Origin of the sequence: Streptomyces seoulensis (assembly GCF_022846655.1) — a bacterium.
GTDB lineage: Bacteria > Actinomycetota > Actinomycetes > Streptomycetales > Streptomycetaceae > Streptomyces.
In genome coordinates, this window is sequence record NZ_AP025667.1 from 2,834,700 (window position 1) to 2,859,465 (window position 24,766).

At 73.1% G+C, this 24,766-nt stretch carries 20 protein-coding genes; 11 read left to right on the forward strand and 9 right to left on the reverse strand.

All coding sequences use genetic code 11. From position 1 onward, the window contains the following. The first annotated feature begins 163 nt into the window (after window positions 1-163). Window positions 164-1,288 carry a PLP-dependent cysteine synthase family protein gene (locus HEK131_RS13105; RefSeq protein WP_217464073.1) on the forward strand — a complete coding sequence of 375 codons (1,125 nt, stop codon included), beginning with the start codon at window positions 164-166 and terminating at the stop codon, window positions 1,286-1,288. Between the two features lie 19 nt (window positions 1,289-1,307). Here the strand turns inward: HEK131_RS13105 and HEK131_RS13110 are convergent, their stop codons facing one another. Then, window positions 1,308-2,156, reverse strand: coding sequence for a DeoR/GlpR family DNA-binding transcription regulator (locus HEK131_RS13110; RefSeq protein WP_161149562.1), 849 nt, complete (start codon window positions 2,154-2,156; stop codon window positions 1,308-1,310). Window positions 2,157-2,471: 315 nt separating this feature from the next. Between HEK131_RS13110 and HEK131_RS13115 the strand changes: the two genes are divergently transcribed. Then, window positions 2,472-4,820 (forward strand): hypothetical protein, encoded by a 2,349-nt coding sequence (locus tag HEK131_RS13115; protein WP_432215626.1) that lies wholly within the window; start codon window positions 2,472-2,474, stop codon window positions 4,818-4,820. A gap of 7 nt (window positions 4,821-4,827) precedes the next feature. Here the strand turns inward: HEK131_RS13115 and HEK131_RS13120 are convergent, their stop codons facing one another. From HEK131_RS13120 to HEK131_RS13135, 4 genes are all read right to left on the reverse strand, one after another. Continuing rightward, a complete protein-coding gene (locus HEK131_RS13120) occupies window positions 4,828-7,269 on the reverse strand; it encodes a right-handed parallel beta-helix repeat-containing protein (RefSeq protein WP_244335147.1) in 2,442 nt (813 codons plus the stop codon). A gap of 245 nt (window positions 7,270-7,514) precedes the next feature. Beyond that, the gene (locus HEK131_RS13125; protein WP_244335149.1) at window positions 7,515-8,120 is read right to left on the reverse strand and encodes an Rv1733c family protein; all 606 of its coding nucleotides are present in this window, start codon (window positions 8,118-8,120) and stop codon (window positions 7,515-7,517) included. A 204-nt stretch (window positions 8,121-8,324) separates the two neighbouring features. Further along, window positions 8,325-9,149 carry an MOSC domain-containing protein gene (locus HEK131_RS13130; RefSeq protein WP_244335151.1) on the reverse strand — a complete coding sequence of 275 codons (825 nt, stop codon included), beginning with the start codon at window positions 9,147-9,149 and terminating at the stop codon, window positions 8,325-8,327. 44 nt (window positions 9,150-9,193) lie between these two features. Next, on the reverse strand, window positions 9,194-9,676 hold the full coding sequence (locus tag HEK131_RS13135) for a DUF6643 family protein (RefSeq protein ID WP_217464078.1): 483 nt from the start codon (window positions 9,674-9,676) through the stop codon (window positions 9,194-9,196). Between the two features lie 211 nt (window positions 9,677-9,887). Between HEK131_RS13135 and HEK131_RS13140 the strand changes: the two genes are divergently transcribed. Further along, complete coding sequence (locus HEK131_RS13140) at window positions 9,888-11,105, forward strand: TerD family protein (protein ID WP_244452003.1); 1,218 nt, start codon at window positions 9,888-9,890, stop codon at window positions 11,103-11,105. 7 nt (window positions 11,106-11,112) lie between these two features. On the opposite strand, the gene HEK131_RS13145 is transcribed toward HEK131_RS13140, so the two are convergent. Further along, window positions 11,113-12,288 (reverse strand): glycosyltransferase, encoded by a 1,176-nt coding sequence (locus tag HEK131_RS13145; protein ID WP_244335153.1) that lies wholly within the window; start codon window positions 12,286-12,288, stop codon window positions 11,113-11,115. Between the two features lie 72 nt (window positions 12,289-12,360). On the opposite strand from HEK131_RS13145, the gene HEK131_RS13150 reads away from it, so the two are divergent. Beyond that, window positions 12,361-13,140 carry a glutamate racemase gene (locus HEK131_RS13150; protein WP_217464457.1) on the forward strand — a complete coding sequence of 260 codons (780 nt, stop codon included), beginning with the start codon at window positions 12,361-12,363 and terminating at the stop codon, window positions 13,138-13,140. A 113-nt stretch (window positions 13,141-13,253) separates the two neighbouring features. Then, window positions 13,254-13,799, forward strand: a complete 546-nt coding sequence (locus HEK131_RS13155; RefSeq protein WP_161146341.1) for a hypothetical protein — start codon at window positions 13,254-13,256, stop codon at window positions 13,797-13,799. Between the two features lie 6 nt (window positions 13,800-13,805). On the opposite strand, the gene HEK131_RS13160 is transcribed toward HEK131_RS13155, so the two are convergent. Beyond that, window positions 13,806-14,786: an O-antigen ligase family protein gene (locus HEK131_RS13160; protein WP_244452004.1), complete on the reverse strand. Its 981-nt coding sequence runs from the start codon at window positions 14,784-14,786 to the stop codon at window positions 13,806-13,808. A 275-nt stretch (window positions 14,787-15,061) separates the two neighbouring features. Here HEK131_RS13160 and lnt point away from each other — a divergent pair, with 275 nt between their 5' ends. From lnt to HEK131_RS13180, 4 genes are all read left to right on the forward strand, one after another. Continuing rightward, entirely contained in the window at window positions 15,062-16,669 is a 1,608-nt protein-coding gene (gene lnt / locus HEK131_RS13165) for an apolipoprotein N-acyltransferase (protein WP_244335155.1), read from the forward strand. A gap of 68 nt (window positions 16,670-16,737) precedes the next feature. Continuing rightward, window positions 16,738-17,217 (forward strand): NUDIX hydrolase, encoded by a 480-nt coding sequence (locus HEK131_RS13170; RefSeq protein ID WP_217464083.1) that lies wholly within the window; start codon window positions 16,738-16,740, stop codon window positions 17,215-17,217. A 55-nt stretch (window positions 17,218-17,272) separates the two neighbouring features. After that, a complete protein-coding gene (locus HEK131_RS13175; RefSeq protein WP_244335157.1) occupies window positions 17,273-18,070 on the forward strand; it encodes a 3-hydroxybutyrate dehydrogenase in 798 nt (265 codons plus the stop codon). A gap of 76 nt (window positions 18,071-18,146) precedes the next feature. Continuing rightward, window positions 18,147-20,099, forward strand: a complete 1,953-nt coding sequence (locus tag HEK131_RS13180; protein ID WP_244335159.1) for a helix-turn-helix domain-containing protein — start codon at window positions 18,147-18,149, stop codon at window positions 20,097-20,099. Between the two features lie 39 nt (window positions 20,100-20,138). On the opposite strand, the gene HEK131_RS13185 is transcribed toward HEK131_RS13180, so the two are convergent. Both HEK131_RS13185 and HEK131_RS13190 read right to left on the reverse strand, forming a co-directional pair. Next, window positions 20,139-21,515 carry an MFS transporter gene (locus HEK131_RS13185; RefSeq protein ID WP_244335161.1) on the reverse strand — a complete coding sequence of 459 codons (1,377 nt, stop codon included), beginning with the start codon at window positions 21,513-21,515 and terminating at the stop codon, window positions 20,139-20,141. Between the two features lie 233 nt (window positions 21,516-21,748). Beyond that, complete coding sequence (locus HEK131_RS13190) at window positions 21,749-22,096, reverse strand: peptidase inhibitor family I36 protein (RefSeq protein ID WP_217464087.1); 348 nt, start codon at window positions 22,094-22,096, stop codon at window positions 21,749-21,751. A 601-nt stretch (window positions 22,097-22,697) separates the two neighbouring features. Here HEK131_RS13190 and HEK131_RS13195 point away from each other — a divergent pair. Then, on the forward strand, window positions 22,698-22,982 hold the full coding sequence (locus HEK131_RS13195) for a chaplin family protein (RefSeq protein ID WP_244335163.1): 285 nt from the start codon (window positions 22,698-22,700) through the stop codon (window positions 22,980-22,982). Then, entirely contained in the window at window positions 22,982-24,220 is a 1,239-nt protein-coding gene (locus tag HEK131_RS13200; RefSeq protein ID WP_244335165.1) for a hypothetical protein, read from the forward strand. Before HEK131_RS13195 ends, HEK131_RS13200 begins: the two co-directional genes overlap by 1 nt. Window positions 24,221-24,766: the final 546 nt, after the last annotated feature.

Consider the following 24,766-nt stretch of genomic DNA (forward strand, 5'->3'; position numbering starts at 1 on the left):
CGCGCCAATGCGCCCCCGCGCCCCCTCGCACGGATGTGCCCCAGGCTGCCTTTGGGTGGCTCAAAGAAGCGTTGATGCAGGTGAGAAGCGGTGCGACTGGTGCCTATGATCGGGCTGCCGACCGCGCTGGGCGTCGTCGGCGCCCAGCGTAAGGAGCCCCGCCGTGAGCACCACCCCACCGGCCCGGACCGGCGCCACCCTCGATGTCGACCGCAGTGACGCGGCCTACCGGGACTGGCTGAAAGAGGCCGTACGCAAGGTCCAGGCCGACGCCAACCGCTCGGCCGACACGCATCTGCTGCGCTTCCCCCTGCCCGAGGAATGGGGCATCGACCTGTACCTCAAGGACGAGTCGACCCACCCGACCGGCAGCCTCAAGCACCGCCTCGCCCGCTCCCTCTTCCTCTACGGCCTGTGCAACGGCTGGGTCCGCCCCGGCCGCCCGGTGATCGAGGCGTCCAGCGGCTCGACCGCCGTCTCCGAGGCGTACTTCGCGTCCCTGATCGGCGTGCCGTTCATCGCCGTGATGCCGCGCACCACGAGCGCCGAGAAGTGCCGCCTGATCGAGTTCCACGGCGGCCGCTGCCACTTCGTGGACGACCCCCGCACCATGTACGCGGAGTCCGCGCGGCTCGCGGCGGAGACCGGCGGCCACTTCATGGACCAGTTCACCTACGCCGAGCGCGCCACCGACTGGCGCGGCAACAACAACATCGCCGAGTCCATCTTCCGCCAGCTCGCGCTGGAGCGGTTCCCGGTGCCCGCCTGGATCGTAGCCACGGCCGGCACCGGAGGCACCTCCGCCACCCTCGCGCGCTATGTGCACTACCTCCAGCACGACACCCGTGTCTGTGTGGCGGACCCCGAGAACTCCTGTTTCTTCGAGGGCTGGACGACCGGTGATCCCGATGTCACCTGCGACTGCGGCTCCCGGATCGAGGGCATCGGACGGCCCCGCATGGAGCCCAGCTTCGTGCCCGGCGCGATCGACCGCATGATGAAGGTCCCGGACGCCGCCAGCGTGGCCGCCGTACGCGCGCTGGAGCGGGCACTCGGCCGCAAGGCGGGCGGCTCGACCGGCACCGGTCTGTGGAGCGCGCTGAAGATCGTCTCCGAGATGGTGGCCGAGGGACGCAACGGCAGCGTGGTCACCCTGCTGTGCGACCCCGGCGACCGCTATCTCGACAAGTACTACTCGGACAGCTGGCTGGAGGAGCAGAGCCTCGACATCGGGCCGTACACGGCCGCGATCGAGACCCTGCTGGCCACGGGTGTGTGGCCGGACTGAGGTCCTTCCCGGCGTACCCTCAGTCCTCTTCGGGGGCCTCGGGCTCCTCGTCGTCGTCCGGTTCGCCCGCCACCACCAGGTGCCGCAGCCGCTCGGAGATCTCCTCGCGGGCCTCGGCGGGCAGCCCTCCGTCCGTGACGAGCGTGTCCACCTCGTCCAGCGCGGCGAACGAACTGAGGCCCACGGTGCCCCACTTGGTGTGGTCGGCGACCACCACGACCCGGCGGGCCGAGCGCACGAGCTGCCGGTTGGTCTCCGCCTCCGCCAGGTTCGGCGTGGACAGCCCCGCCTCCGCCGATATCCCGTGCACCCCGAGGAACAGCAGGTCGAAGTGGAGCGCGGCGATGGCCCGGTCCGCCACCGGACCCACCAGCGAGTCGGACGGGGTGCGCACCCCACCGGTCAGCACCACCGTGGCCGCGCCCTGACGCCGGCCCGAGGTGCGCTGCGCGGTGTGGAAGACGTCCGCGACCCGCACCGAGTTCGTCACCACGGTCAGATCGGGGACCTCCAGCAACTGCCGGGCCAGTGTGAAGGTGGTCGTGCCGCCGGACAGCGCGATCGCCGAGCCCGGAGCCACCAGCCGCGCCGCCGCCCGCGCGATGTCCTCCTTGGCCGTCGGCTCCAGGCCCGACTTGGCCTCGAAACCCGGCTCGTGCGTGCTCGCCTCGACCACCGGGACCGCGCCGCCGTGCACCTTCTCCAGCACGCCCTGGCGGGCCAGCGCGTCCAGATCGCGGCGCACGGTCATGTCCGAAACGCCGAGCTGGCGGGTCAGTTCATTGACCCGGACACCGCCCCGGCGCCGGACCTCGTCCACGATCAGGGCGCGGCGCTGCTCCGCGAGGAGGTTCTGATTCTCGCTCACGTACGCTCCGGTCCTTTCGCCACACCTGTCCGAGCCGCCTGGCACCTGCGGTGATGACCCGGCCGTTCCACAGGCCCACCACATGCGCTGGCCTCTCATCTTGTCACGGGCCGCCATGGGCCGCGCCACTGGCTGTCACCACGCACACATAGGGTGCGCGCACATGTGTGCGGACACCATGGCGGCCGTCGTCACCCGGATCGGGGAGATTCCGTGACAAGCGGTTCCAGCGGGTGTACGTCACAAGGGAAACGGAGAACCTGAAGCCCGCACGGGCTTAAGTCTCCTCAGGTGACACGGGGGTGCGGACCACAAGTGGAACATTCGCCAGAACGCATCACCGAACCCCGGCCGGACATTCCGGTCCCGGCGGCCGCGACGGCGGAACGCGGCTTGGAACTGCTCGTGCACGGTGTCGGCGGCACCACACCGGAGGAGATGCTCGGCGACCCGCGCACGGTCCGCGTCACCGGCGACGACACCGCCGCCGTCTTCCGCCGCGCCGAGGACGTCCCGGACGCCGGCGGGGACGCCCCTCCCACGCTGGACGAACCCCCGGGCCGGGGCCCGGTGCGCGAGGCGTACGTCTGGTGCAACCTCACCTCAGGCAACGGCACCCGCGCCCTGTGGCTGTTGCTGCTCCCGTTCATGGTGGTCAACCTCGCCCACTGGATGCGCCCCGCCGCCGAGCGCCCCGGCCGTCCGGTCCGCCTCTACGGCCTCCTCGTCCGGCTGGCCGCGCTCACCCTGACGGTGCTCCTGGTCGCGGCCGCCTGCGAGGTCGCGCTGGACCTGGTGGCCTGGCAGTGCGCCGGGGCCCCCGCCTGCGCAGGCCGCCACTCCTGGCTGGCCTTCCTCTCGCCCACCCTCTCCGACGACGGCTGGTGGAGCCGGCCCGGCCGCCGCCTCGCCCTCGCCGCCCTGGCCCCCACCCTGCTCACCGCGCTGCTCTGGTACCTCTCCCACCGCACCTGGAGCGCCTACGAGTCCCACCGCCCGCTGGCCGCCACCGCCGAACCGGGCGCCGACGAGAGCGCGCTGGCCCGCCCCGGCTTCTGGTACGGACGCCGGCTCGGCGCCCGCCTCCGCGCGGCGCACACCGCCGCGGGCCTGCTCACCGTCGCCGCCGCCGTCACCCTGCCCACCGCACGCTTCGACCACCGCCCCGGCGGCTCCGCGCTCCTCCACGTCCTCGGCGTCCTGCTCGGCTCCGGCATCCTCGTCTGGGCCGGCGCCGTCGTCGTGGTGGTGTGCAGCCGCGGACGCAGCGAACGCCGGCTCGACCAGACGCTCGACCGCCACCTGCTGCGCGCCCTGCCCCTCGGCGCCGTCGCCCTGCTGCTGCTCGCCGTCGCCTACGCGGGCTGGTCCCGGCCGGGCTGGCACTCCGGCGGACGGCTGCCCGGCGACCCGGCGTTCGGCGCGCTCATGCTGGCGCAGGGCGTCCTCGTCGTCGCCCTCGCCGTCGTCGCCGCCGGCCTGCACCGCCGCCTGCCCGACCCGCGCGCGGCGATGCGCGGCCTCGGCGGCCCGGCCGTCGCCCTGCTGGCCTGCGCGCTCGGCGGGGTCGCCTCCGGCGGGGTCGCCCAGCGGGTCGCCGACTGGCTGGACGGCACCCGCGCCTCGCTCACCGGGCCGCCCGTCACCCTCACCTGGCAGGCGTCCGCGATCCCGCCCGTGCTCGCCGTGCTCCTCGTCCTCATCGCCGTCCTGGCCCGGCGTACCGCCCGCCTCGCGCGCGCCGAGCGCCGCCGGGTGCGCGCCGAGCACCCCGGCGAGCCCGAGGACCCCGCCCGCACCCGGCACATCGCCCGCGTCCGCGCCATGGCCACCCTCACCGACCGCGCCCCGCTGGTCGTCGCCGTGGGCTCCGCCGCCACCCTGGTCGCCGGCCTGGGGTCCGTCGTAGGCGCCCTCGCCACCGGGCTCGCGCCCGCCCAGGCCGCACGGAACGCGGGCGACACCGTCCGGATCGCCGCCGAGACCTGCCAGGCACTCGGCTCCTGGCTGATCGGCGTCGGCTTCCTGCTCTTCGTCGCCTGGGGACGCCGCGCCTACAAGGACGCCTCGGCCCGCCGGACCATAGGCATCCTGTGGGACGTGGGCACCTTCTGGCCGCGCGCCGCCCACCCGTTCGCGCCCCCCTGCTACGCCGAGCGCGCCGTGCCCGACCTGACCTGGCGCACGGCGACCTGGACCGAGCGCACCGGCGGCCGTCTGGTCCTCTCCGGCCACTCGCAGGGCAGCGTCCTGGCCGCCGCAGCGGCCTGGCAGCTCACGCTCGCCGTCCGCGAACGCGTCGCCCTGCTCACCTACGGCTCACCGCTGGAGCGGCTCTACGGGCGCTGGTTCCCCGCCCACTTCGGACCTGCCGCGCTGGCCGCCCTGCACCACGACATCGGCTGCTGGCGCAACCTCCACCGCCGCACCGACCCCATCGGCGGACCGGTACGGCTGCCCGCCGGGCACGGCCCCGAGGTCGACCACGAGCCGCTGCCGGACCCGCGCGTCTACGGCCGCACCCCCGAACACCCGCTGCCCGCACCGATCCTCGGCCACTCCGACTACCAGGAGGACCCCGTCTTCACCCGCGAGCGGGACCGCCTGCTCGCCCGCCTCCACCCCGACCTGCCCGCACCCCGCCCGGAACCCGGCCAGGGATGAAGCCCGCTCAGGGCAGTTCCGGCAGGTCCTCCGCGTACAGCAGCGTCAGGTCGTCGGTGCTCGGGTCGGCGAACTGCGCGACCCGGCTCGCATGCCGCTCCACCATCGCCTCGAACGTCTGCCGCGCGGTGCGGCCGTTGCCGAACGCCGGGCCCTTCGGGAGCACCGTGAAGTACTTCAGCAGCCCCTCCGCCGTGCCCGGCGCCAGCCGGTACTCGTGCTCGTCGGCCTGCTGCTCCACGATCCGCAGCAGTTCCTCCGGGCCGTAGTCGCCGAACGTGATCGTCCGCGAGAAACGGGACGCCACACCGGGGTTGACCGACAGGAAGCGCTCCATCTCCGCCGTGTAGCCCGCCACGATCACCACGACCGCGTCCCGGTGGTCCTCCATCAGCTTCACCAGCGTGTCGATGGCCTCCTTGCCGAAGTCACGCCCGGCGTCCTCCGGGGACAGCGCGTACGCCTCGTCGATGAACAGCACACCGCCCCGCGCCCGTTCGAAGGCTTCCTGGGTGCGGATCGCGGTGGAACCGATGTGCTCGCCCACCAGGTCGACCCGGGACACCTCCACCAGATGCCCTATCTCCAGCACCCCGAGCGAGGCCAGGATCTCCCCGTACAGCCGGGCGACCGTCGTCTTGCCTGTGCCGGGGGAGCCGGTGAAGACCAGATGCCGCTTCACCGAGGCCGCCTTGAGCCCCGCCTTCTGGCGGCGCCGGCCCACCTCGATCATGTCGGTCAGCGCCCGCACCTCGCGCTTGACGCTCTCCAGGCCGACCAGCGCGTCGAGTTCACCCATCACGGCCTTCGACGTGCGGGTCTCCCGCTCCGGCACGGGCGGTGCCGCCGAGGGCTCCGGAGCGGCGGCCCGCTGCCCCGGGATCGCGCCGAGCAGCCCGCCGGTGGACGCGGGCACCGTCTGCACCGCCGTGTCCTGCGCCGCCGGAGGCCGCAGCGCGCCGCTCTCGTCGCTCGTGCACTCCTCCACCACCGGCCCCGCGCCCGTACCCGTGTCCGGCCCGGCCTCGGCGAACTCGTAACCGCCGCGCGCACACCGCTCCGTACGGCACTTGCGCAGCGTCGTGCGGCAGCCGTCGAGCACATGGAAGCCGTAGCCGCCGCTGCCGGTGACCCGGCAGTCGACGAAGCTGCCCCGGCCGCCCGCGGAGACGTAGAACCCCGCCTCGGCCGGGTCCTCGACCGCGCAGCGCTCGATCGTCGGATCGGCGCCCTTGGTGACGATCACGCCGGTCTGGGTGCCGTCCACCGTGCAGTTGTTGAGCGTGCCGCCGCTGCCGTGGTCGCGGAACCAGGCGCCGGTAGCCGCGTCCCGGATGCGGCAGTCGTCGAGCTGCGCGGTCGCCCCGTCGCTCACCGAGACCGCCGTGTTGCGCACCTGGGAGAGGTCGCTGTCCACCACGTCCGCGCGGGAGCCCCGGTCCAGCACGAACAGCGCGTCCGGCACGTCGTGCACCCGGCAGGAGTCCAGCACCGCCGTCGCGCCGTCGCTCACCCACACCGCCGGATAGTCGCCGGTGCTGTCGAAGATCTCGCACTGGTTGGCGTCCACGCGGGTGCCGGGGTCCCACACCGAAAGACCGTTGCGCCCGAACCGGCGCACCGTCGTCCGGGTCAGCGTCAGCACCGAACGGGAGCGCAGGTCGACCGCGTTCTCCGGGATGTCGTGGATGCGGCAGTCGGCCAGCGTCAGCACCGCGTCCGTGTCGAGCGTGACCCCGTCCGCCGAAGTGCGGTGCACCTCGCAGTCGGTGAGGTGGGCGGTGGCCCCCTGGGTGATCTGCACCCCGGCGCCCCGCACCTCGTACACCTCGCAACCGAACGCCTCCAGGGCGGAGTTCTCCCCGGTCGCGCTCAGGCCCGTGCCCGAGGCGTGGTGCACCCGGCAGCGCTCCAGCCGCGGGTGCCCGCCGCCGCGCACCGCGACGCCCGCCTGCCCGGCCGAGACGACCTCGCACTCCTCGAACACCCCGGCGCCGCCGTCGAGTACGAGGACGCCGATGCCGGCCGGGTTGTCCACCGTGCAGCGGCGCACGGTCGGACGCGCCCCGCCGCGCACCTCGATACCGGAGGCGGAGCGGGTCACGATCCGCACGTCCAGCAGCTCGGGCGTGCCCTCCTCGACCAGCAGCGCCGGAGCGGCGCCGTCCTGGCCCTCCACGTGCAGTCCCTGCACCACGGCGGAGGCGCGCACGGTCAGCGGTACGCCGTCCACGGGCGCGATCCGCACCGAGCCCGGCGCGTTGTCGGGGCCGCGCAGCGTCACCTCCCGGCGCACGACGAGGTTCTCCCGGTAGGTGCCGGGGGCGATGGTGAGGACGTCGCCGTCGGAGGCGGCCTCCAGGGCGGCCGCGAGCGACGCGTACTCACCCGTGCGGCGCCGCCACCGCGATGTGCCGGTGTGCGTCACCTGGACCGTGCCCTGTGCCATGGCGTTGCCGTGCCCCCACCTCGTGGTACTTGTGCTCGTCCGCCTCAGGGGCTCCGCAGCCGGGGCCGGGACGGCGACCGCGTACCGCCGCTGACGGCGTTCGCGTGTGCGCGTGTTCCGGACTCCGGCGCGGCCTTCGGCTCGCTCGCGCGCGGGTCGATGCCGAAAGCGAGTCGGCCGGTCCACCGTAGCGTGCGCAAGGGCGGCGGACCGACCAGAGCCGGAAGGTGGGCCCAAACCCGCCCCTAGCTGCCCGTACCCGCCTTGCCCCAGTCCGGGCCCGCCCGGTCCCAGGCCCGGTCCCAACTCGCGTACCGGCGGCGGACCATGCGCCACACGACGAGACGCCGCGCGCTCTCGACGAGGCCGGCCGCCACCACGGCGGCGCCGAAGCCGGCCAGCACCGCGTGCGCCCGCGCGGTGGCGGGGTCCAGCGGCCGGGTCGTTATTCGCCCGCTCGGGTCCGTCCAGAGCCGGAAGTGCTCACCCGCGCGGGGGGACTTGACGTCCGCCTGCACCGCGCCCTGCCGACGGGTGCCGTCCGGCGCGGTCCAGCCGGCCACGACCCGGCTGCGCGAGGTGCGGGCCGTGCCCGTGTCGGGATCGGCCTCGGGCGAAGGCTGTGCGAGGGGGCGGAGCACGGTGGCGGTGACGAGGTGACGGGAGTTCCGCTGCTCGCGCACCGAACGGCGCAGCGAGTCCTGTGCCGCGGACCCGGTCACCGTGCCGACGACGGGCATGGCCACGACGATCAGCAGCAGTGCCAGGAGGCACACCCATGCCTCCGCCACATCGGTCGGGCGGCGCAGCGGATTGCCGCGCCAGCGCCACAGACCACTGATGGTGTGCACGTCCCCCACCCCCTTACCTCCGATGCCCCCTGTCCTGCCCCGTGCCGTCCCCGCTCATCCCCCGGCCCGGTGAAGAGGGCACGGGAGAAGGACATCACGTCGAAGCGGTTTCTCTCACGGATTTCTCATGTTCTCCCAACGACCGGGGCCGGAGCCGAGTTCCCCGCTCCCGGGACCGGACAGCCGACCGGCGGTGAGGGCGGGTCAGGTGTGGACGCGCACCGGGTCGCCGACCCGGATCGTGCCGGTCGTCAGGGGGACTAGGTTCTGCCCGAACAGCAGCCGCCCGTCTCGTCTGCGGAGCCGCGCCAGTGTGTGCAGGGGCTCACGGCCGCGTACGGCGGTCCCCTGGTCGACGGTGGTCACGACGCAGCGCCCGCAGGGCCGGGCGACCCGGAAGTCGACGTCCCCGATGGAGACCCCCCGCCAGTCGTCCTCGTCCCACGCCTCGGTGCCGGCGACGACCACGTTGGGCCGGAAGCGGTTCATCGGCAGGGGCCCCTCCTCCGCGTGCGGTCCCTCGGCCAGCGCCGAGTTGAGCGCGTCGAGCGAGGCGAGCGTCGTGACCAGCAGGGGGTAGCCGTCGGCGAGACTCACCGTCTCGCCAGGCAGGGCGAACTCGGGGTCGATGGGGCGGCGGGTGGCCGGATCGTCGAGATGGACCAGGCGGACCGGCGCCCCCAGGTAGGCGGAACACCAGTGGTGTGCGGCGTCCGAGGCCGGGACCGCCTCCACCTTGCGGCCGAACAAGGTGACCGGCATGGTCCCGGCCGGACGGGGTACGGGAACCGTCAGCGGCGGATGACCGGCCGCCGACAGACGGATGCCGCCGCCGGGCGACAGCTCGGCGACGGCGCACGAGAGGCGGGGCTGCTCGCGCTGGGTGACGACCTTCCCCCCGTCGTCGATCAGCGCCCACCGGCGGTCACCGGCCAGCCCCCAGGGCTCCACCTCGGCCTCCGGGAGCGTCAGGCTCCGGAATGCCTTGACCGGGTGGATGTGAATCGATCGCAGTGTCACGTTCCCCATGCCGTCACCTTGCCAGACGACGCCTCACGGAGAGCGGAACGGGATCAGTAGCCGCGGTACTGCTGGTTGTTGTACGGCTGCTCCTGGTACGGCTGCTGCGGCGGCCGGGGCGCGGCCGGGCGCATCGCCTCGTACCCGGTGCCCGGCGCCGGGCGCGGCTGCTGGGGCTGCGCGCCGGGGTAGCCGCGCGGGGCGCCGGCCTGCTGCGGGATGTAGGCCGTGGGGGTCGGCTGCATCGGGGCGGCCTGCTGCGCCTGCGGGTAGCCGTACGCCGGGGGCTGCGGCGAGGGCGCCGCGGGAAGGGCGGGGAGAGCGGAGGGCAGCGCGGGGAGGTTGCCGCCGGGGGAGGGCATGCCGGGCGACTGCTGCATGGGCTGCATGCCCATGGCGCTGTCGTAGGCGGCCGGGACCCTGATCGGGGCGATCTGCGGGGTGCCCCGCTCGGCGACGAGCGAGTCGTAGATCGGGGTGTCCGGGAAGGAGGCGGAGTAGTAGCCGCCGCCATAGGTGGAGCGGGGGGAGGTCATGGCACATAAGTTAAGCCCACGATGTGCTGGTTGGGGAGACCGATAAGAGGGTTGTTTTCCGTGTCGGCGGCGATCTGGGATCGCTAATCCGAGCGAACTTGGCAAAAATGGACTCCATCCGGCGTTTGGATCGTGTAAAAGCCGAGTTCCTGCCGGGTTACCGGCGGTTGACGGAGCGTCGGATGATCTTCAGATGGGGGCGGACATGTCAATGCCCAAGGGGTCGAACACACCGGTGCCCACCACCGCGCTCCGCGTCGAGGTGACCCGTCGGGCAGGACCCGGCATCCCCGACGTGGACGCCTCCGCGCTGCTGCTCGCCTGCGGCCGGGTCCGCGCGGACGGCGACCTCGTCTTCTACAACCAGCCCGCACACGCCTCGGGCTCGGTCCGCCACCAGGGCAAGGAGACCACCGGGGAGCGCGTCACCGACACCCTGTCCGTCGACCTCGCGCGCGTGGAGGGCGGCGTCGAGCGGATCGTCCTCGCCGCCTCGGCGGACGGCGGCACCTTCGGCCAGGTCCCCGGCCTCACCGTCCAGGTCTCGGAAGCGGTCACCGGCCACCCCGTCGCCCGCTTCGACAGCACCGGCGCCACCGTGGAGACCGCGTTCGTGCTCGGCGAGTTCTACCGGCGCCAGGGCGGCTGGAAGTTCCGCGCCGTGGGCCAGGGCTACGACAGCGGACTGGAGGGGCTGGCGACGGACTTCGGCATCACCGTGGACGTACCCCAGCACCCGGCCGCGTCCCCTGTCCAGGCCACGGCCCCTGTCCCCGCCGCGCCCCCTGTCCCGGCAACGGCCCCGGTGCGGCTCTCCAAGGTCACGCTCACCAAGGCGGCGCCCTCCGTGTCGCTGGCCAAGCAGGGCGGCACCTCCGGGGTCATGCGCGTCAACCTCAACTGGCAGACCCGCAAGCACCTCACGGGCCGCCGCCGGGGCGCCCGGCCCGGTGACCTCGACCTCGACCTGTGCGCCCTGTACGAACTCGCGGACGGCCGCAAGGGCGTCGTACAAGCCCTCGGCAGCGCCTTCGGGGCGCTGGACCGGCCGCCGTACATCCACCTCGACGGCGACGACCGCACCGGTGCAGCGGCGAACGGTGAGAACCTCACCATCAGCCTCGACCACAAGGAGCACCTCAGGCGCGTCCTGGTCTTCGTCACGATCTACGAGGGCGCCACCTCCTTCGCCGACCTGCACGCCACCGTCACCCTCCAGCCGCAGCACGGCGCCCCGATCGACTTCTCGCTGGACGAGTGCACGGTGCCCTCCACGGTGTGCGCGCTCGCGCTGATCACCGACACCGGCGGCGACCTCGTCGTCCGGCGCGAGGCCCGCTACCTCGTCCCGGAGCGCGGTGTGAGCCCCCAGCGCACCGTCGACCGGGCCTACGGCTGGGGCATGAACTGGACGCCGGGCCGCAAGTGAGCCCCGCTCAGCCCTCGTCCGGCACCGCTTCGGGACGCGTGTAGGTGCGGCCCTTCCAGGCCGCGCCCCGGCCCCGGTAGTGCTGGACCGCCGAGTCGAGGGTCATCAGCAGATAGAGGAACGCGGTGAACGGCAGCAGGGGAGCGAGCCACAGCGGCTGCCGGTAGTAGCGCAGCATCGGCATGTACGTCGCCCCCATCACCGCCCACGCCACCGAGCCGAGCACCCATGTGGGCGTGTCCCCCATGGTGCCGCCCGCCACCACCGCCGCGGGCGGCACCAGATACACCAGCGCGAGCCCCGCCACCGTGCCCAGCAGCAGCGTCGGACTGTGCCGGAGCTGGGCGTACGCGCTGCGCGAGACCATGCGCCACAGTTCGCCCAGCCCCGGATAGGGGCGCACGCTGTCCACCCGGTCGGCCAGGCCGAGCCACAGATGGCCGCCGCACGCCCGCACCGCGCGGGCGAGGGCCACGTCGTCGATGACCGCCTGCCGGACGGAGTCGGGAATCCGGGCGCGCTCGGCCATGTCCGCCCGCAGCAGCACACATCCACCGGCCGCCGCCGTCGTACGCGCCCCCCGGCGTCCGATCCACCGGAACGGGTAGAGCTGGGCGAAGAAGTAGACGAAGGCCGGGACCACCAGCCGCTCCCAGGGGCTCTTCGCGCGTAGCCGGGCCATCTGGGAGACCAGGTCGAAGCCGCCCGTACGCGCCGCCGCCACCAGTGCGCGCAAGCTGTCCGGGGCGTGCGCGATGTCCGCGTCCGTCAGCAGCAGATATTCGGGCTCACGCGCGCGTGCCAGGGCGATCCCGTGCCGCACCGCCCACAGCTTGCCCGTCCAGCCCTCGGGCGGCTCACCGGGGGAGTCCACCGTGAGCGCCAGCCCGCCCTGCCGGCGGGCCAGCTCGCGGGCCAGCTCCCCGGTGCCGTCGCGGCTGCCGTCGTCCACCAGGAAGACCTCCGCCCGGCCCGGATAGTCCTGCGCCAGCAGCGAGGGCAGGCTCGCGGGCAGCACGGACGCCTCGTCACGGGCCGGTACCACCACACAGACCGACGGCCACACCTCGGGCTCGCGGCGCGGGGGCAGCCGTACATCGGTGCGCCAGAAGAAGCCCTGGCCCAGCAGCAGCCAGCACCAGACGGCGAGGGAGACGGCGGCGGTCCACACGATGGCGCTCACGGCCGCAGTCTGCCCCACCGGAACGGCTCATCGGCGGCCATCGACTATCGTGGCCGGGTGAAGATCGCGCTCATGGACTCCGGAATCGGCCTCCTGGCGGCCACCGCGGCGGTACGACGCCTTCGGCCCGACGCGGATCTCGTCCTCTCCCTGGACCCCGACGGCATGCCCTGGGGGCCGCGCACCCCGGAGGACCTGACCCGGCGTGCCGTGGCCGTCGCCGAGGCCGCCGCCGCACTGCGGCCGGACGTCCTCATCGTCGGCTGCAACACCGCCACCGTCCACGCCCTGCCCGCGCTGCGCGCCCACTGCGAACCCCGCATCCCGGTGATCGGCACCGTCCCCGCGATCAAGCCCGCCTCCGCCGGAGGCGGACACGTGGCGATCTGGGCGACCCCCGCCACCACCGGCAGCCCCTACCAGCGCAATCTGATCGCGGAATTCGCCCACGGCGTCCAGGTCACCGAGGTGCCCTGCTGGGGTCTGGCCGAGGCCGTCGAGCACGCGGACGAGCGCGCCATCGCCACGGCCGTCGCCGCCGCCGCGGAACTCACCCCCGCCGACGTGACGACCCTCGTCCTCGGCTGCACCCACTACGAACTCGTGGCGGAACGTATCCGCGCCGCCGTGCAGCGCCCCGGGGCCGCCCCGCTCGTCCTGCACGGCTCCGCCGGGGCCGTCGCCGCCCAGGCCCTGCGCCGCATCGGCGAGCACCCCGCGCCCGACGCCCCCGCCGCCGGAGCCCTCACCGTGCTGCTGAGCGGCCGCGAGGGCGGACTGCCCGCGCCCGCGCTGCACTACGCCGAAGGACGGCTGCTGCCCGCGGCGGGCCCGCTCGCCGACCGGATGTGACACCGGGCGCCGACCGGATGTGACACCGGGCGCGGACACCGCCCGGCCCGTGTTGCCCGAGCACGCTCCGTGAGCACGTACCACCACGGCGAAACCTGGGTAACCTCATAGGCATGAGGGAGCACCGCGACTCCGAGGACGCCCCGCACCCCGACGTCTGGACCGGACGCGCCACCAACCGCGTGCAGTGGGTGCTGGCGCTGGGCGGCGCCGCCTGCATGGCGCTCGGCATCGAGCTGGCCGTGCAGTCCGCGTGGACCTCGGGGATCATCGCCCTGGTCATGTCCGTCGTGGGATGCATCGCGGTCGGGCTGCTGGTCCTGTTCGGCACCCTCGCCTTCGTGCACGTCGACCTCAAGCTCGACCAGGACTTCCTGGAGGTCCGCTGCGGCCACGTCGGGCTGCCGCGCCGCCGCATCCCGCTCTCCGAGGTCGTCGGCGCCGACTACATCCCGCACGTCACCCCCCGTAACTGGGGCGGCTGGGGCTACCGCTGGCGCCCCGAGAAGGGCACCGCGGTCGTCGTCCGCCGGGGCGAGGGCATCGTGCTGAGCCTGTGGGACGGCCACACCTTCACCATCACCGTGGACGACGCCGAGTCGGCGGTCCGTGTCATCCGGGCCCGGCTGCGCGCGACCACCGCGAACAACGCCCACTGAGCCCGCTCAGCCCACCTTCTCCTGCCGGGGCACCGGCCCGGCCAGGGGCACCCGCTCCTCCTCGCCCCACGGCCGCGCCGTCGCCCACCCGGCCAGCAGGCCCGCGCCCGCCGTCACCGTGGTGAAGCTCAGCGCGTCACCCACCGACGCGATCACCGCCACCGCCGTGAGCGCCGCCCCCGCCGTCAGCACCACCGGCGTCGGACGGGCGGCCCGCCACAAGGCGTGCAGCACCCAGACGAACACGCCCGCCAGCAGCAGCAAACCCACCAGACCCTGCTCGGCCAGCAACTGCAACGGCGCCGAGTGCGGCCGCCCCGCCGGATCGCCCGGCGTGCCGAACCGCCCCGGCCCGACACCCCACACCGGCGCCTCCTGGGCCAGCCGTACCGACCGGCCCCACAGGCCCACCCGGTACGGCCCGATCCGCTCCGTGAACTCCTCGGCGGGCCCGCCCGGCACCACCCCCGACGCCAGCCCCCACACCGCACCCACCGCCACACCGGCCGCGACCGCCAGCCCGGCGAGCCCCGCACGCCGGTGCGGCATCGAGCGCGCGGCCACGGAGCACAGCAGTACGGCGCCCGCGGCCGCGCAGCCTCCGGGCGACCCCAGGAGCGCCCCGGCCGGCACCACGGCGCAGGCCGACAGCCACAGCAGCGGCCGCACCCCCGGCACGGGGGCCGACCAGGCGGCGCAGCACAGCGCCCCGGTGGCCAGCGCCAGCAGCGCGGCCACGGCACCGGCCTGACCGAGCGGAGCCGCGTAGGCGGTGCCGGGCAGCGGGCCGGGCATCGTCACGGCCACCACCAGCGCGGCCGCCGCCCCCACGCAGGGCGCGGCCACCGGCAGCAGCGCCCCCGAGATCCGCCCGGCCGCGCAGCCCGCCACCGTGGCGAGCACCGCCAGCAGCATCCCCTCCGGCCGCCCGTCGTGGGCCGCCGCCGAGAGCAGCGCCCAGGCCGCGCACAACCCGAGCAGGATCATCCCCGCCCCGTCGGACACATTGCGTTTCGCACGGCCCGCGTCCGCATCGGACGCGCACCCCATCCCCGTCGACGCCACCCGTAGCCCCTCGCACCCGGTCCCCCGACCTGTGGCCGCACCTCGCACGGCATCCGGCCGGGACCGGCCGCACCGCCGAGGCTCGGCACACGCTAACGGCTGTGAGCCGATTTGTGGACGAGTTGCGCGGAACGTCGTGGTCCCGGCGGCGCCACCGGCATGTCAGGGGGCGCGCGGGCCGCCGTACACTCCCCAGGGTGACCGTCACCGCAACTTCCGTGGACCAGCCGGACCGGCTCCAGCCGTCCCCGGCACAGAGCGTGCTCGCCCGTCGGCTGCGCCGTATGGTCCCGGCCCTCGTGTCCGCGCTGAGCGGCGTGCTCCTCTACGTCAGCTTCCCGCCCCGCACCCTGTGGTGGCTGGCCCTGCCGGCCTTCGCGGGCTTCGCCTGGGCGCTGCGCGGCCGGACCTGGAAGGGGGCGCTCGGCCTCGGCTACCTCTTCGGCCTCGGCTTCCTGCTGCCACTGCTGGTGTGGACCGGCGTGGAGGTCGGCCCCGGCCCCTGGCTCGCGCTCGTCGTCATCGAGGCGGTCTACGTCGCCCTGGTCGGCGTGGGCATCGCCGCCGTGTCCAAGCTGCCCGGCTGGCCCGTATGGGCGGCGGCGCTGTGGACCGCCGGCGAGGCGGTACGCGCGCGGATGCCCTTCGGCGGCTTCCCCTGGGGCAAGGTCGCCTTCGGACAGGCGGACGGCGTCTTCCTGCCGCTCGCCGCGGTGGGCGGCACCCCGGTGCTCGGCTTCGGCGTCGTTCTGTGCGGCTTCGGCCTCCACGAGGTCCTGCGGCTGATCCTGCGCCGCCGCGACGGCGAGGTACGGCGGTCCGCCGCCGCCGTCGCGCTGCTCAGCGTCGCCGTCCCGGTGGTGGGCGCGGTCGGCGCCCGTGCGCTGGTCAGCGACAAGGCCGAGGCCGGGACCGCGACCGTCGCCGTCATCCAGGGCAACGTGCCCCGTTCCGGGCTGGAGTTCAACGCCCAGCGGCGCGCCGTTCTCGACTACCACGCCCGGGAAACCCTGCGGCTGGCCGCCGAGGTCCGCGCGGGCCGGGCGCCGCGCCCCGACTTCGTGCTCTGGCCGGAGAACTCCTCCGACATCGACCCCTTCGCCAACCCCGACGCGGCCGCCGTCATCCAGGGCGCCGCCGAGGCGATCGGCGCGCCCGTCTCGGTCGGCGCGGTCGTCGAGCGGGACGGCAAGCTGCTCAACGAGCAGATCCTGTGGGACCCGGCCAAGGGCCCCACCCAGACCTACGACAAGCGTCAGGTCCAGCCCTTCGGCGAGTACCTCCCACTGCGCTCGCTCATCGGCGCGATCAACGGCGAGTGGACCAGCATGGTCCGCCAGGACTTCAGCCGGGGCGACAAGCCGGGCGTGTTCGGTTTCGGCCGCGTCGAGGTCGGCCTCGCCACCTGCTACGAGGCCGCGTTCGACTGGGCCGTGCGCGACACCGTCACCCACGGCGCCCAGATGATCTCCGTGCCGAGCAACAACGCCACCTTCGACCGCAGCGAGATGACCTACCAGCAGCTCGCCATGTCCCGCGTCCGCGCCGTCGAGCACAGCCGGACCGTGACCGTGCCCGTGACCAGCGGCGTCAGCGCGGTGATCATGCCGGACGGACGGGTCGCTCGGCACACCGGCATGTTCGTCCCCGCCCACATCGACATGAAGGTCCCGCTGCGGACCTCCGAGACGCCCGCGACCCGGCTCGGCATCCTGCCCGAGACGGCGCTGCTGCTGGTCGCGGCGGGCGGCCTCGGCTGGGCCGGCGCGGCCGCGGTGCGCGGTCGGCGCGCCGGTGGCGCGTAGCCGTACGACCGGTCGTACGCCCCTGACCGCGGCGGGCGGCCGGTACGCGGCCCCGTAGGGTCGGGGGCATGGCTACACCAGAATTCATCACCACGCTCCGGGCCACGGCGGGCAACCAGTTGCTCTGGCTCCCCGGCGTCACCGCGATCGTCTTCGACGACGAGGGCCGGGTGCTCCTGGGGCGCCGCACCGACACCCGCAAGTGGTCGGTGGTCGGCGGCATCCCGGAGCCAGGCGAGCAGCCCGCCGCGTGCGCGGTGCGCGAGGTCTTCGAGGAGACGGCCGTGCACTGCGTGCCCGAGCGGGTCGTCCTGGTCCAGGCCCTGCAACCGGTCACCTACGGCAACGGTGACATGTGCCAGTACATGGACATCACCTTCCGCTGCCGGGCCGTGGGCGGCGAGGCGCGGGTCAACGACGACGAGTCGCTGGACGTAGGCTGGTTCACGGTGGACGCGCTGCCGGAGTTGAACGAGTTCTCGCTGCTCCGGATCAAGCAGGCCCTGTCCGAGACACCCACATGGTTCGACCCTATGACTCTTGGCTGAAGTATGGGTTCTCGCCCTATGTGGTGAGCTGGGGGCACGTCATTAGGGTCGGGACATGATCTCGCCCAGCCCCCAGCCCAGTACCCCCACGGCCTTGGACCTCGCCGGCCGGGTCGCCCTCGTCACCGGGGCCGCCGGCGGCATCGGCAGCGCCTGCGCGCTCCGGCTCGCGGCGGCCGGGGCCGAGGTGCGGGCCCTCGACCTGGACGCGGCGGGCCTGGCCGGGCTGGCCAGGCGGGCCGACGGCCTCGCGGGCGGTGTCGTGCCGCAGGTGCTGGACCTCACCGACCTCGACGCCGCCGAGCGTGCCGCGGCCGGGGCCGACGTGCTGGTCAACAACGCCGGGCTGCAACTGGTCCGCCCGCTGGAGGAGTTCCCGCCCGACATCTTCCACACCGTGCTGACCGTGATGCTGGAGGCACCCTTCCGGCTCATCCGGGGCGCGCTGCCACACATGTACGCGCAGGGCTGGGGCCGCATCGTCAATGTGTCCTCCGTCCATGGCCTGCGCGCCTCTGCCTTCAAGTCGGCCTATGTGGCTGCCAAACATGGGCTGGAGGGCCTGTCCAAGACGGCCGCGCTGGAGGGTGCCCCACATGGGGTGACGTCCAACTGTGTCAATCCGGCCTATGTGCGCACCCCACTGGTCGAGAAGCAGATCGCCGACCAGGCCGAGGCGCACGGCATCCCCGAGGAACGCGTCCTCTCCGAGGTCCTGCTCAAGGACAGCGCCCTGCGACGGCTCATCGAGCCCGAGGAGGTCGCCGAGGCCGTCGCCTATCTCTGCTGCCCGCAGGCTTCCTTCGTCACCGGCACCTCACTGGTGCTGGACGGCGGCTGGACCGCCCACTGACCAGCGCCCGGAGCGGCCCGGGCCAGGTTGTCCACAGGGCTGACGGGCCGGTCATGAGATGAGCGATCCTGTGGCCATGTCTCCCGATCGACTCAAGTCGGCCGCGCGCTCCGTCACCGGGGCCGCCGCGGCGGGGGCCGACGCCTGTGCGGAGGCCCCGTACCTCGAACTGCTCGCCCGCGACGCCTCCCCGGAGGCGTACGAGCGACCCGTCCTCCTCGCCCGTGCCGAGGGGAAGCCCGTCGAACGCGTCGCCGCGCTGGAGCACGCCAAGTTCCTGGCGCTCCGCGTCCGCGCGGAGCTGGAGGGGCGCCGCCGCCGCGAGGCGGAGCTGTCCGCCCTCTTCGAGACCGCCCACGACCTGGCCGGGCTCAGGGACGTGGACGCGGTCCTGCGGGCGATCGTGCAGCGCGCCCGTTCCCTGCTCGCCACCGACATCGCCTACCTCAGCCTCAACGACCCGGTGCGCGGCGACACCTACATGCTGGTCACCGAGGGCTCGGTCTCCGCCCGCTTCCAGCAACTGCGCCTGGGCATGGGCGAAGGGCTCGGCGGGCTCGTCGCCCAGACCGCCCGCCCGTACGTCACCGACGACTACTTCCAGGACGCCCGCTTCCAGCACACCGACACCATCGACGGCGCGGTGCGCGACGAGGGGCTGTTCGCCATCGTCGGGGTCCCGCTGACACTCGGCCCCCACGTCATCGGCGTCCTGTTCGCCGCCGACCGCCGCGCGCGGGTCTTCGAACGCGAACAGATCGCCCTGCTCGGCTCCTTCGCCGCCCTGGCCGCGGCCGCCATCGACACCACCAACCTCCTCACCGAGACCCAGGCCGCGCTCGCCGGACTCGAGCGCGCCCACGAGGTCATCCAGGACCGCAGCGCCGTCATAGAGCGTGCCTCCGAGGTGCACGACCGGCTCGCCGAACTCGTGCTGCGCGGCGGGGGAGTGCACGACGTGGCCGACGCGGTCGCCGAAGTCCTGGCCGGCGCCGTGGAGTTCACCGAGATCGGCACCACGCCGGCCGAGGCGCTGGAGGCGTCCCGCGCGGAGGGGCACGCCGTGCGCCACGGACCCGACTGGATCGCGGCCGTGGCCGCCGGTGAGGAGGTGTTCGGCGCGCTCGTGCTGCACGGCAACCCCGACCTCGATCCGGTGGACCAGCGCACGCTGGAGCGCGCCGCGATGGTCACCTCCCTGCTCCTGCTCGCCCGCCGTTCCGCCGCCGAGGCCGAGCGACGTGTGCGCGGCGAACTGCTGGACGACCTCCTCGACGCCCGCGACCGCGACCCGCGCCTGCTGCGCGAACGCGCCGCACGGCTGGACGCCGACCTGGACGCCACCCACGCCGTCCTGGCCACCCGCCTCGACGCGTCCTCGGCCGACGCCGACGAGGAGGCCGCCGCCCGGCGCCGCCTGTGGTCCGCCGCCTCCCACCTGGCCACCACCCGGCACGGCCTGGCCGCCAGCCGCGACGGCGGTACCGTCCTGCTGCTCCCGCTCGAAACCGGCGACACCGCCACCGAACTGGCCCGCCGCACCGCCCGCGAACTCGGCATCGCCGTGCACCAACCGGTCACCGTCGGCGCCTCCGCCCCCGTCACCGACCTGGCCGTCCACCCCGACAAGGTGGCCGCCGCCTACGCCGAAGGGCGCCGCTGCCTGGACGCGCTCCACCTGCTCGACAGGGGAGGAGACGGCGCGGCCGCCGAGGACTTCGGCTTCCTCGGACTGCTGCTCGCCGGGGACCGGGACATCGGCGGCTTCGTGGAACGCACCATCGGCCCCGTCGTGGCGTACGACGCGCAGCGCGGCACCGATCTGCTGCGCACCATGGACGCCTACTTCGCCGCCGCGATGAGCCCGGTCCGCACCAAGGACGTGCTCCATGTGCATGTGAACACCGTCGCCCAGCGGCTGGAGCGGGTGGGGCACCTGCTGGGCGCGGACTGGCAGACGCCGCCCCGTGCGCTGGAAATCCAACTCGCCCTGCGGCTGCACAGGCTGGCGGCACCCGGGCGCCGCTGACCGATACCCGAGGGGGTGCCGGTCAGCGGCGGGCGCCGGTCAGGGAGCCGGGGTCCTGGCGGGTGCGTCCACCGGGACGGACGGAACACCGTCCGCCGTCACGTCGGCGAGGTCCCGGTTCCGGGTCTCGCGCGCCGCGCCCACGGCGACCAGGGTCAGCAGGACGGCGCCGATGACGTACAGGGCGATCGGGGTCGCGCTGTCGTACTCCGCGAACAGCGCGGTGGCGATCAGCGGGGCGGGCGCACCGGCCGCGACGGAGGAGAACTGGGCGCCGATCGAGGCACCCGAGTAGCGCATCCGAGTGGCGAACATCTCGGCGAAGAAGGCGGCCTGGGGTGCGTACATGGCGCCGTTGAGGATCAGTCCGACGCTGACGGCCAGCACCAGCCGGCCGAAGGAGCCGGCGTCCACCAGCGCGAAGAAGGGGAAGATCCACAGGCCCATGCCGGCCGCGCCGAACAGATAGACCGGCCGTCGGCCCACCCTGTCCGACAGCGCGCCCCAGGCCGGGATCACGACGAAGTGGACGGCGGAGCCGATGAGTACGGCGTTGAGCGCGGTCTGCCTGGACACCTCGGCGGCCGTGGTGGCGTAGACGAGGATGAAGGCGGTGATGACGTAGTAGCTGATGTTCTCCGCCATGCGGGCGCCCATGGCGATGAGCACCTCGCGCCAGTGATGGCGCAGCACGGACACGAGCGGCAGCTTCTCCGCGGCCTCGCCCTGCCGAGCCTCGGCCTGGGCCAACGCCTCCTTGAAAACGGGGGATTCGTCGACGGAGAGACGTATCCACAGTCCCACGACCACCAGCACCCCGGAGAGCAGGAAGGGGATGCGCCAGCCCCAGGCGACGAAGGCGTCGTCCGACAGCGTGGCGGTGAGCAGGGACAGCACACCGGTGGCGAGCAACTGCCCTGCGGGCGCGCCGGTCTGTGGCCACGAGGCCCAGAAACCGCGCCTTCGCGCGTCCCCGTGCTCGGACACCAGCAGCACGGCGCCGCCCCACTCACCGCCCAGGGCGAACCCCTGCACCAGCCGCAGCATGGTCAGCAGCACCGGCGCGGCGGTGCCGATGGTGGCGTGGGTGGGCAGCAGGCCGATGGCGAAGGTCGCGCCGCCCATCAGCAGCAGGCTCAGCACCAGTAGCTTCTTGCGCCCCAGCCGGTCCCCGAAGTGCCCGAACACCAGCGCCCCGAGCGGGCGCGCGGCGAACCCGGCCGCGTACGTCACGAACGCCAGCAGCGTCCCGACCAGCGGGTCGGAGTCCGGAAAGAACAGCTTGTTGAACACCAGGGCTGCCGCCGACCCGTACAGAAAGAAGTCGTACCACTCGATGGTGGTGCCGATGAGGCTGGCGGCGACGATGCGGGGGAGTTTGGCGGGGGGTGGGGCAGCGGTGTGTCCGGGTGCCATGTGCGCCACTTCCTTGTGTGCGGTGGGGACGGGTGGGTGTCGGCACACCGTAGGAAGGGGCAGGTCAGGGGCACATGTGGTGGGGCACCATAGTTCGGTGCGGGAGTGTGCGTGCGGCCACTATGTCTCCGCTGTCGCAGTCGCCGCACGTCTGGCTCGGCGAGGTCAGCCGCAGAAGGCTGTCGCTCACCGCTGCGCTCCGCCCGTCTCGGGCGGAGCGCCGTCGGTGCAGCTCAGCCGTAAACGCCGACCCCGTCGATGGTGCCGGGGTTGTCCGAGTAAGTACCCGGCTTCAGGGTGACCCGCTTGGTGCCGGTGTCGCAGCCGGTCGTGACGTCCCAGAATTCAATGGTGTAAGAGGTCTGGTTCGAAACGGACCGAGCAATGGCGTCGAGGGGGTAACAGCCGGGGGACTTGGAGTAGACGGTCCTGGTTCCGGTCCTGTTCGTCCCCGACCATCCGCAGAATTTGCCCTGCGGGCAGGTATTGGGATCAGCCGCAGCGGCCGGTGTGGCAAAAGTGCCGCCCAGCAGCGCAGCGGCCACAGCCATCGTCGTCAGGCTTCTCTTGAGAATGCTCACAGATCCTCGATTCTGAATTGTTCGCCATCGGTCGATGTGGCGAACAGATGATCATTGGATCACCTGGCTCTCATGAGAGGGGAGGGCATTTCTCAGCCAAACTGATACGTGGGCGCATCCGGCAACGTGCGCAAAGCCTTCACGCTGTCGTCACCGAAAATCTCTATCAATGGTCACTCGTAGAAGGCGAGTTCCCTCGGGATCTCCGGGCGGGAGTTTGTGACGGCGCTTCGCGTCACGGGCAGTCGTGTCCGTCGCCGGGCAGGCCGATGACGTCGGCCCCGATGAACACCGGGCCCAGCCGGCCCGTCTTCGCCATGCCGGTCAGGACATCGAGTATCTCCATGAGGCGGAGCCTGACACCGGGCTGACCAGCAGTCCAACGGAATCAGGGTGGCACCCCCTTGGCTACGCTCCTGGGCTCGCGTCGGCACACCAACTCGCCGAAGCGCACCTGGATGCGCTGCTGGGACCTCCGGTTTCGGCGAGCGATTGCATATGCCACACGGGTCGTGTCGGGAGCCGGGTTCCGTCGTTGATCAAGGAAAGGCCGGATCGTCCACCTGGACACGTCCGGTACCGGACGAAGGAGACCTTGGGTATGGAAGCGCGGAGCAGGGGTGTGCGGGTCACGGTGCTGGGTGCGGTCACGGGGGCGGCGGCGCTGCTTCCCGCGGGGGTGGCTCAGGCGAACGTCGTCGGAGTCGGGAACGCGGCGTTCGGCAACACCTGCGTCAACCACGGCGGTGTGCGGGCCGACGGAGCCACGGTCACCGGGAGCGGACTGGGCGCGGGCAACCAGGCCGGACTGCCGCTCAGTCTGCCGCGTATCGACTGCGGCAACAGCGGCATCGTCTGCACGGCCGTGTTCATGGCTGCGGTCTGATGCGAGCGGCCGCGGTACCCGTCGATGTGCCGGTCGGGGAGCGGGCGGTGGTGGAATTCCTGGCCCTGAGCGGGAAGGCGCTGCCGCTCCTGCGCAAGTGGGTGGGCGACGAGCCCGGCTGCGGCGTGGGCCGTGGCCTGCTGACCCTGGCGACCGGTGACCGGTTGACGGACACGGTGCTCAAGGAGCAGTTGGCGATCGCGCACCGGGATGCGCAGGCGGCCGGGGAGCGGGAAGCGAGCTTGGTGTACGGCGTGTTCCTCCACACGCACCGCCAGTACCGGTTGACCGCTGATCACCTGGTCGCGCACTTCGCGCGGTGGCCGGCCGACACACAGGCCGGACTCATGCTCGGAGCCTTCGCCGCCTGTGGGGACGCCGCCTACCGTGCCCATGGCGACACCCTGGTGGAACAGCAGGCCACCCTGGCCGGGGCGGACGACTGGCCGTGGACGAGTTGGCTGGCCTCGGTCAGGGCGGAGCAGGGCCGTGTGCGCGAAGCGCACGCACTCGCCGAGCACGCGCTGTCCCGGTTTCCCCGTTCGGGAGTGGCCGTGCACGCCCTCGCCCACGCCGAACACGAACTCGGGGCCGGACCGGCTTCGGCCGCGATGCTGGACCGGTGGCTGACACACGATCCGCAGGCGGTGCAGTCCGGACATCTGAACTGGCATGCCGCTCTGCAGTCCATCGCCTCCGGTGACTTCGCCGACGCCCGGCGCCGGGCCGACGCGGCCCTACGGCGCGAGGACGTCGGCATGCGGGCGGCGACGAACTGGCGTCTCCTGCTCGCCGGGCAGGAACCGGCCGGCCGCAGCGATCCGGAGCACGTGAGGGAACTGCTCGCGGCACCGGGCGGAATGGCCGAGGTCTTCCACACCTTCAATCTGGCCTTGGCCCTGGCCGTGGAGGCCGCCACGGACGATCTGGAGGTCCTGGCGCGCCGGGCCGCCGCCGACCGGCGTCCCGACTACCGCGAGGTCCTGGCCCCGGTCGTCCGGGCGCTGGCCGAGATCACGGCCGGTCGTCCGGAAGCGGCGGCCGACACCCTCGGCGCTCTCGGTGAGAAGGCTGAACGGATCGGCGGGGTACGCGTGGAGCGGGAGATCATCCAGGACACCCTGGCGCGCGCCCTCGTCGACGCGGGCGACCCCGCTCGCGCCGCCGAACTCCTGCACCACCGCACCACCACCCGCCACCACCACACCTACGAGGACCTCCTCCTCAGCGCACGCTGAGGAGATCGCGGCCCCAGGGCACCCCACCCCCGCCCTGGGGCCGCGCACGGAGACGGAGCCCCCTCAGACGGGTCGAGGGCTCGTCCTGTACCTCGTTGATCGGTACACGGCGTCCTCGACGAGCTCGAGCGCGCGCTCGCCTTGTCCATAGAACGTCCCTGGTCCGGCTGTGCCGTCACGAGCGCGGCCCGATGTCCGCGGCGTGTTGACGGGTCGGCGGGGGCGGCTGATCGACGCTCGTCACCGACCAGTCTGCACCAACGCCGCACCGTCCTCACCAGTGCGCGGAAGCGGAACACCGGCGCGTGATCACTTGCGCCACGCCGAATGCTTCCGACAGCAGGTTTGCGCAACCCCAAGATCGAATCCGCCCCCTTCGCGCTGTATCCGTAGATCACGGGCACTGTTTGGCTTGGCGCAGCACACCGGCATCCGGAGCACCACCGGGCGATCCGTTCACCGTCGCCAGCCGTGTTCTCCGGCGCCGTCGTCCACCACCGATGTTCACCACGGTCGTGCGCCGCCAACGCTCACCTCTGTGATGGG

What these genes read in the sequence shown, in the direction of transcription:
- HEK131_RS13120 (WP_244335147.1), bottom strand. Translation starts at nt 7,269, where the DNA reads ATGGCACAGGGCACGGTCCAGGTGACGCACACCGGCACATCGCGGTGG.
- HEK131_RS13130 (WP_244335151.1), bottom strand. Translation starts at nt 9,149, where the DNA reads ATGGGGAACGTGACACTGCGATCGATTCACATCCACCCGGTCAAGGCA.
- HEK131_RS13135 (WP_217464078.1), bottom strand. Translation starts at nt 9,676, where the DNA reads ATGACCTCCCCCCGCTCCACCTATGGCGGCGGCTACTACTCCGCCTCC.
- HEK131_RS13140 (WP_244452003.1), top strand. Translation starts at nt 9,888, where the DNA reads ATGCCCAAGGGGTCGAACACACCGGTGCCCACCACCGCGCTCCGCGTC.
- HEK131_RS13150 (WP_217464457.1), top strand. Translation starts at nt 12,361, where the DNA reads ATGGACTCCGGAATCGGCCTCCTGGCGGCCACCGCGGCGGTACGACGC.
- HEK131_RS13155 (WP_161146341.1), top strand. Translation starts at nt 13,254, where the DNA reads ATGAGGGAGCACCGCGACTCCGAGGACGCCCCGCACCCCGACGTCTGG.
- HEK131_RS13160 (WP_244452004.1), bottom strand. Translation starts at nt 14,786, where the DNA reads ATGATCCTGCTCGGGTTGTGCGCGGCCTGGGCGCTGCTCTCGGCGGCG.
- HEK131_RS13170 (WP_217464083.1), top strand. Translation starts at nt 16,738, where the DNA reads ATGGCTACACCAGAATTCATCACCACGCTCCGGGCCACGGCGGGCAAC.
- HEK131_RS13175 (WP_244335157.1), top strand. Translation starts at nt 17,273, where the DNA reads ATGATCTCGCCCAGCCCCCAGCCCAGTACCCCCACGGCCTTGGACCTC.
- HEK131_RS13180 (WP_244335159.1), top strand. Translation starts at nt 18,147, where the DNA reads ATGTCTCCCGATCGACTCAAGTCGGCCGCGCGCTCCGTCACCGGGGCC.
- HEK131_RS13185 (WP_244335161.1), bottom strand. Translation starts at nt 21,515, where the DNA reads ATGGCACCCGGACACACCGCTGCCCCACCCCCCGCCAAACTCCCCCGC.
- HEK131_RS13195 (WP_244335163.1), top strand. Translation starts at nt 22,698, where the DNA reads ATGGAAGCGCGGAGCAGGGGTGTGCGGGTCACGGTGCTGGGTGCGGTC.
- HEK131_RS13200 (WP_244335165.1), top strand. Translation starts at nt 22,982, where the DNA reads ATGCGAGCGGCCGCGGTACCCGTCGATGTGCCGGTCGGGGAGCGGGCG.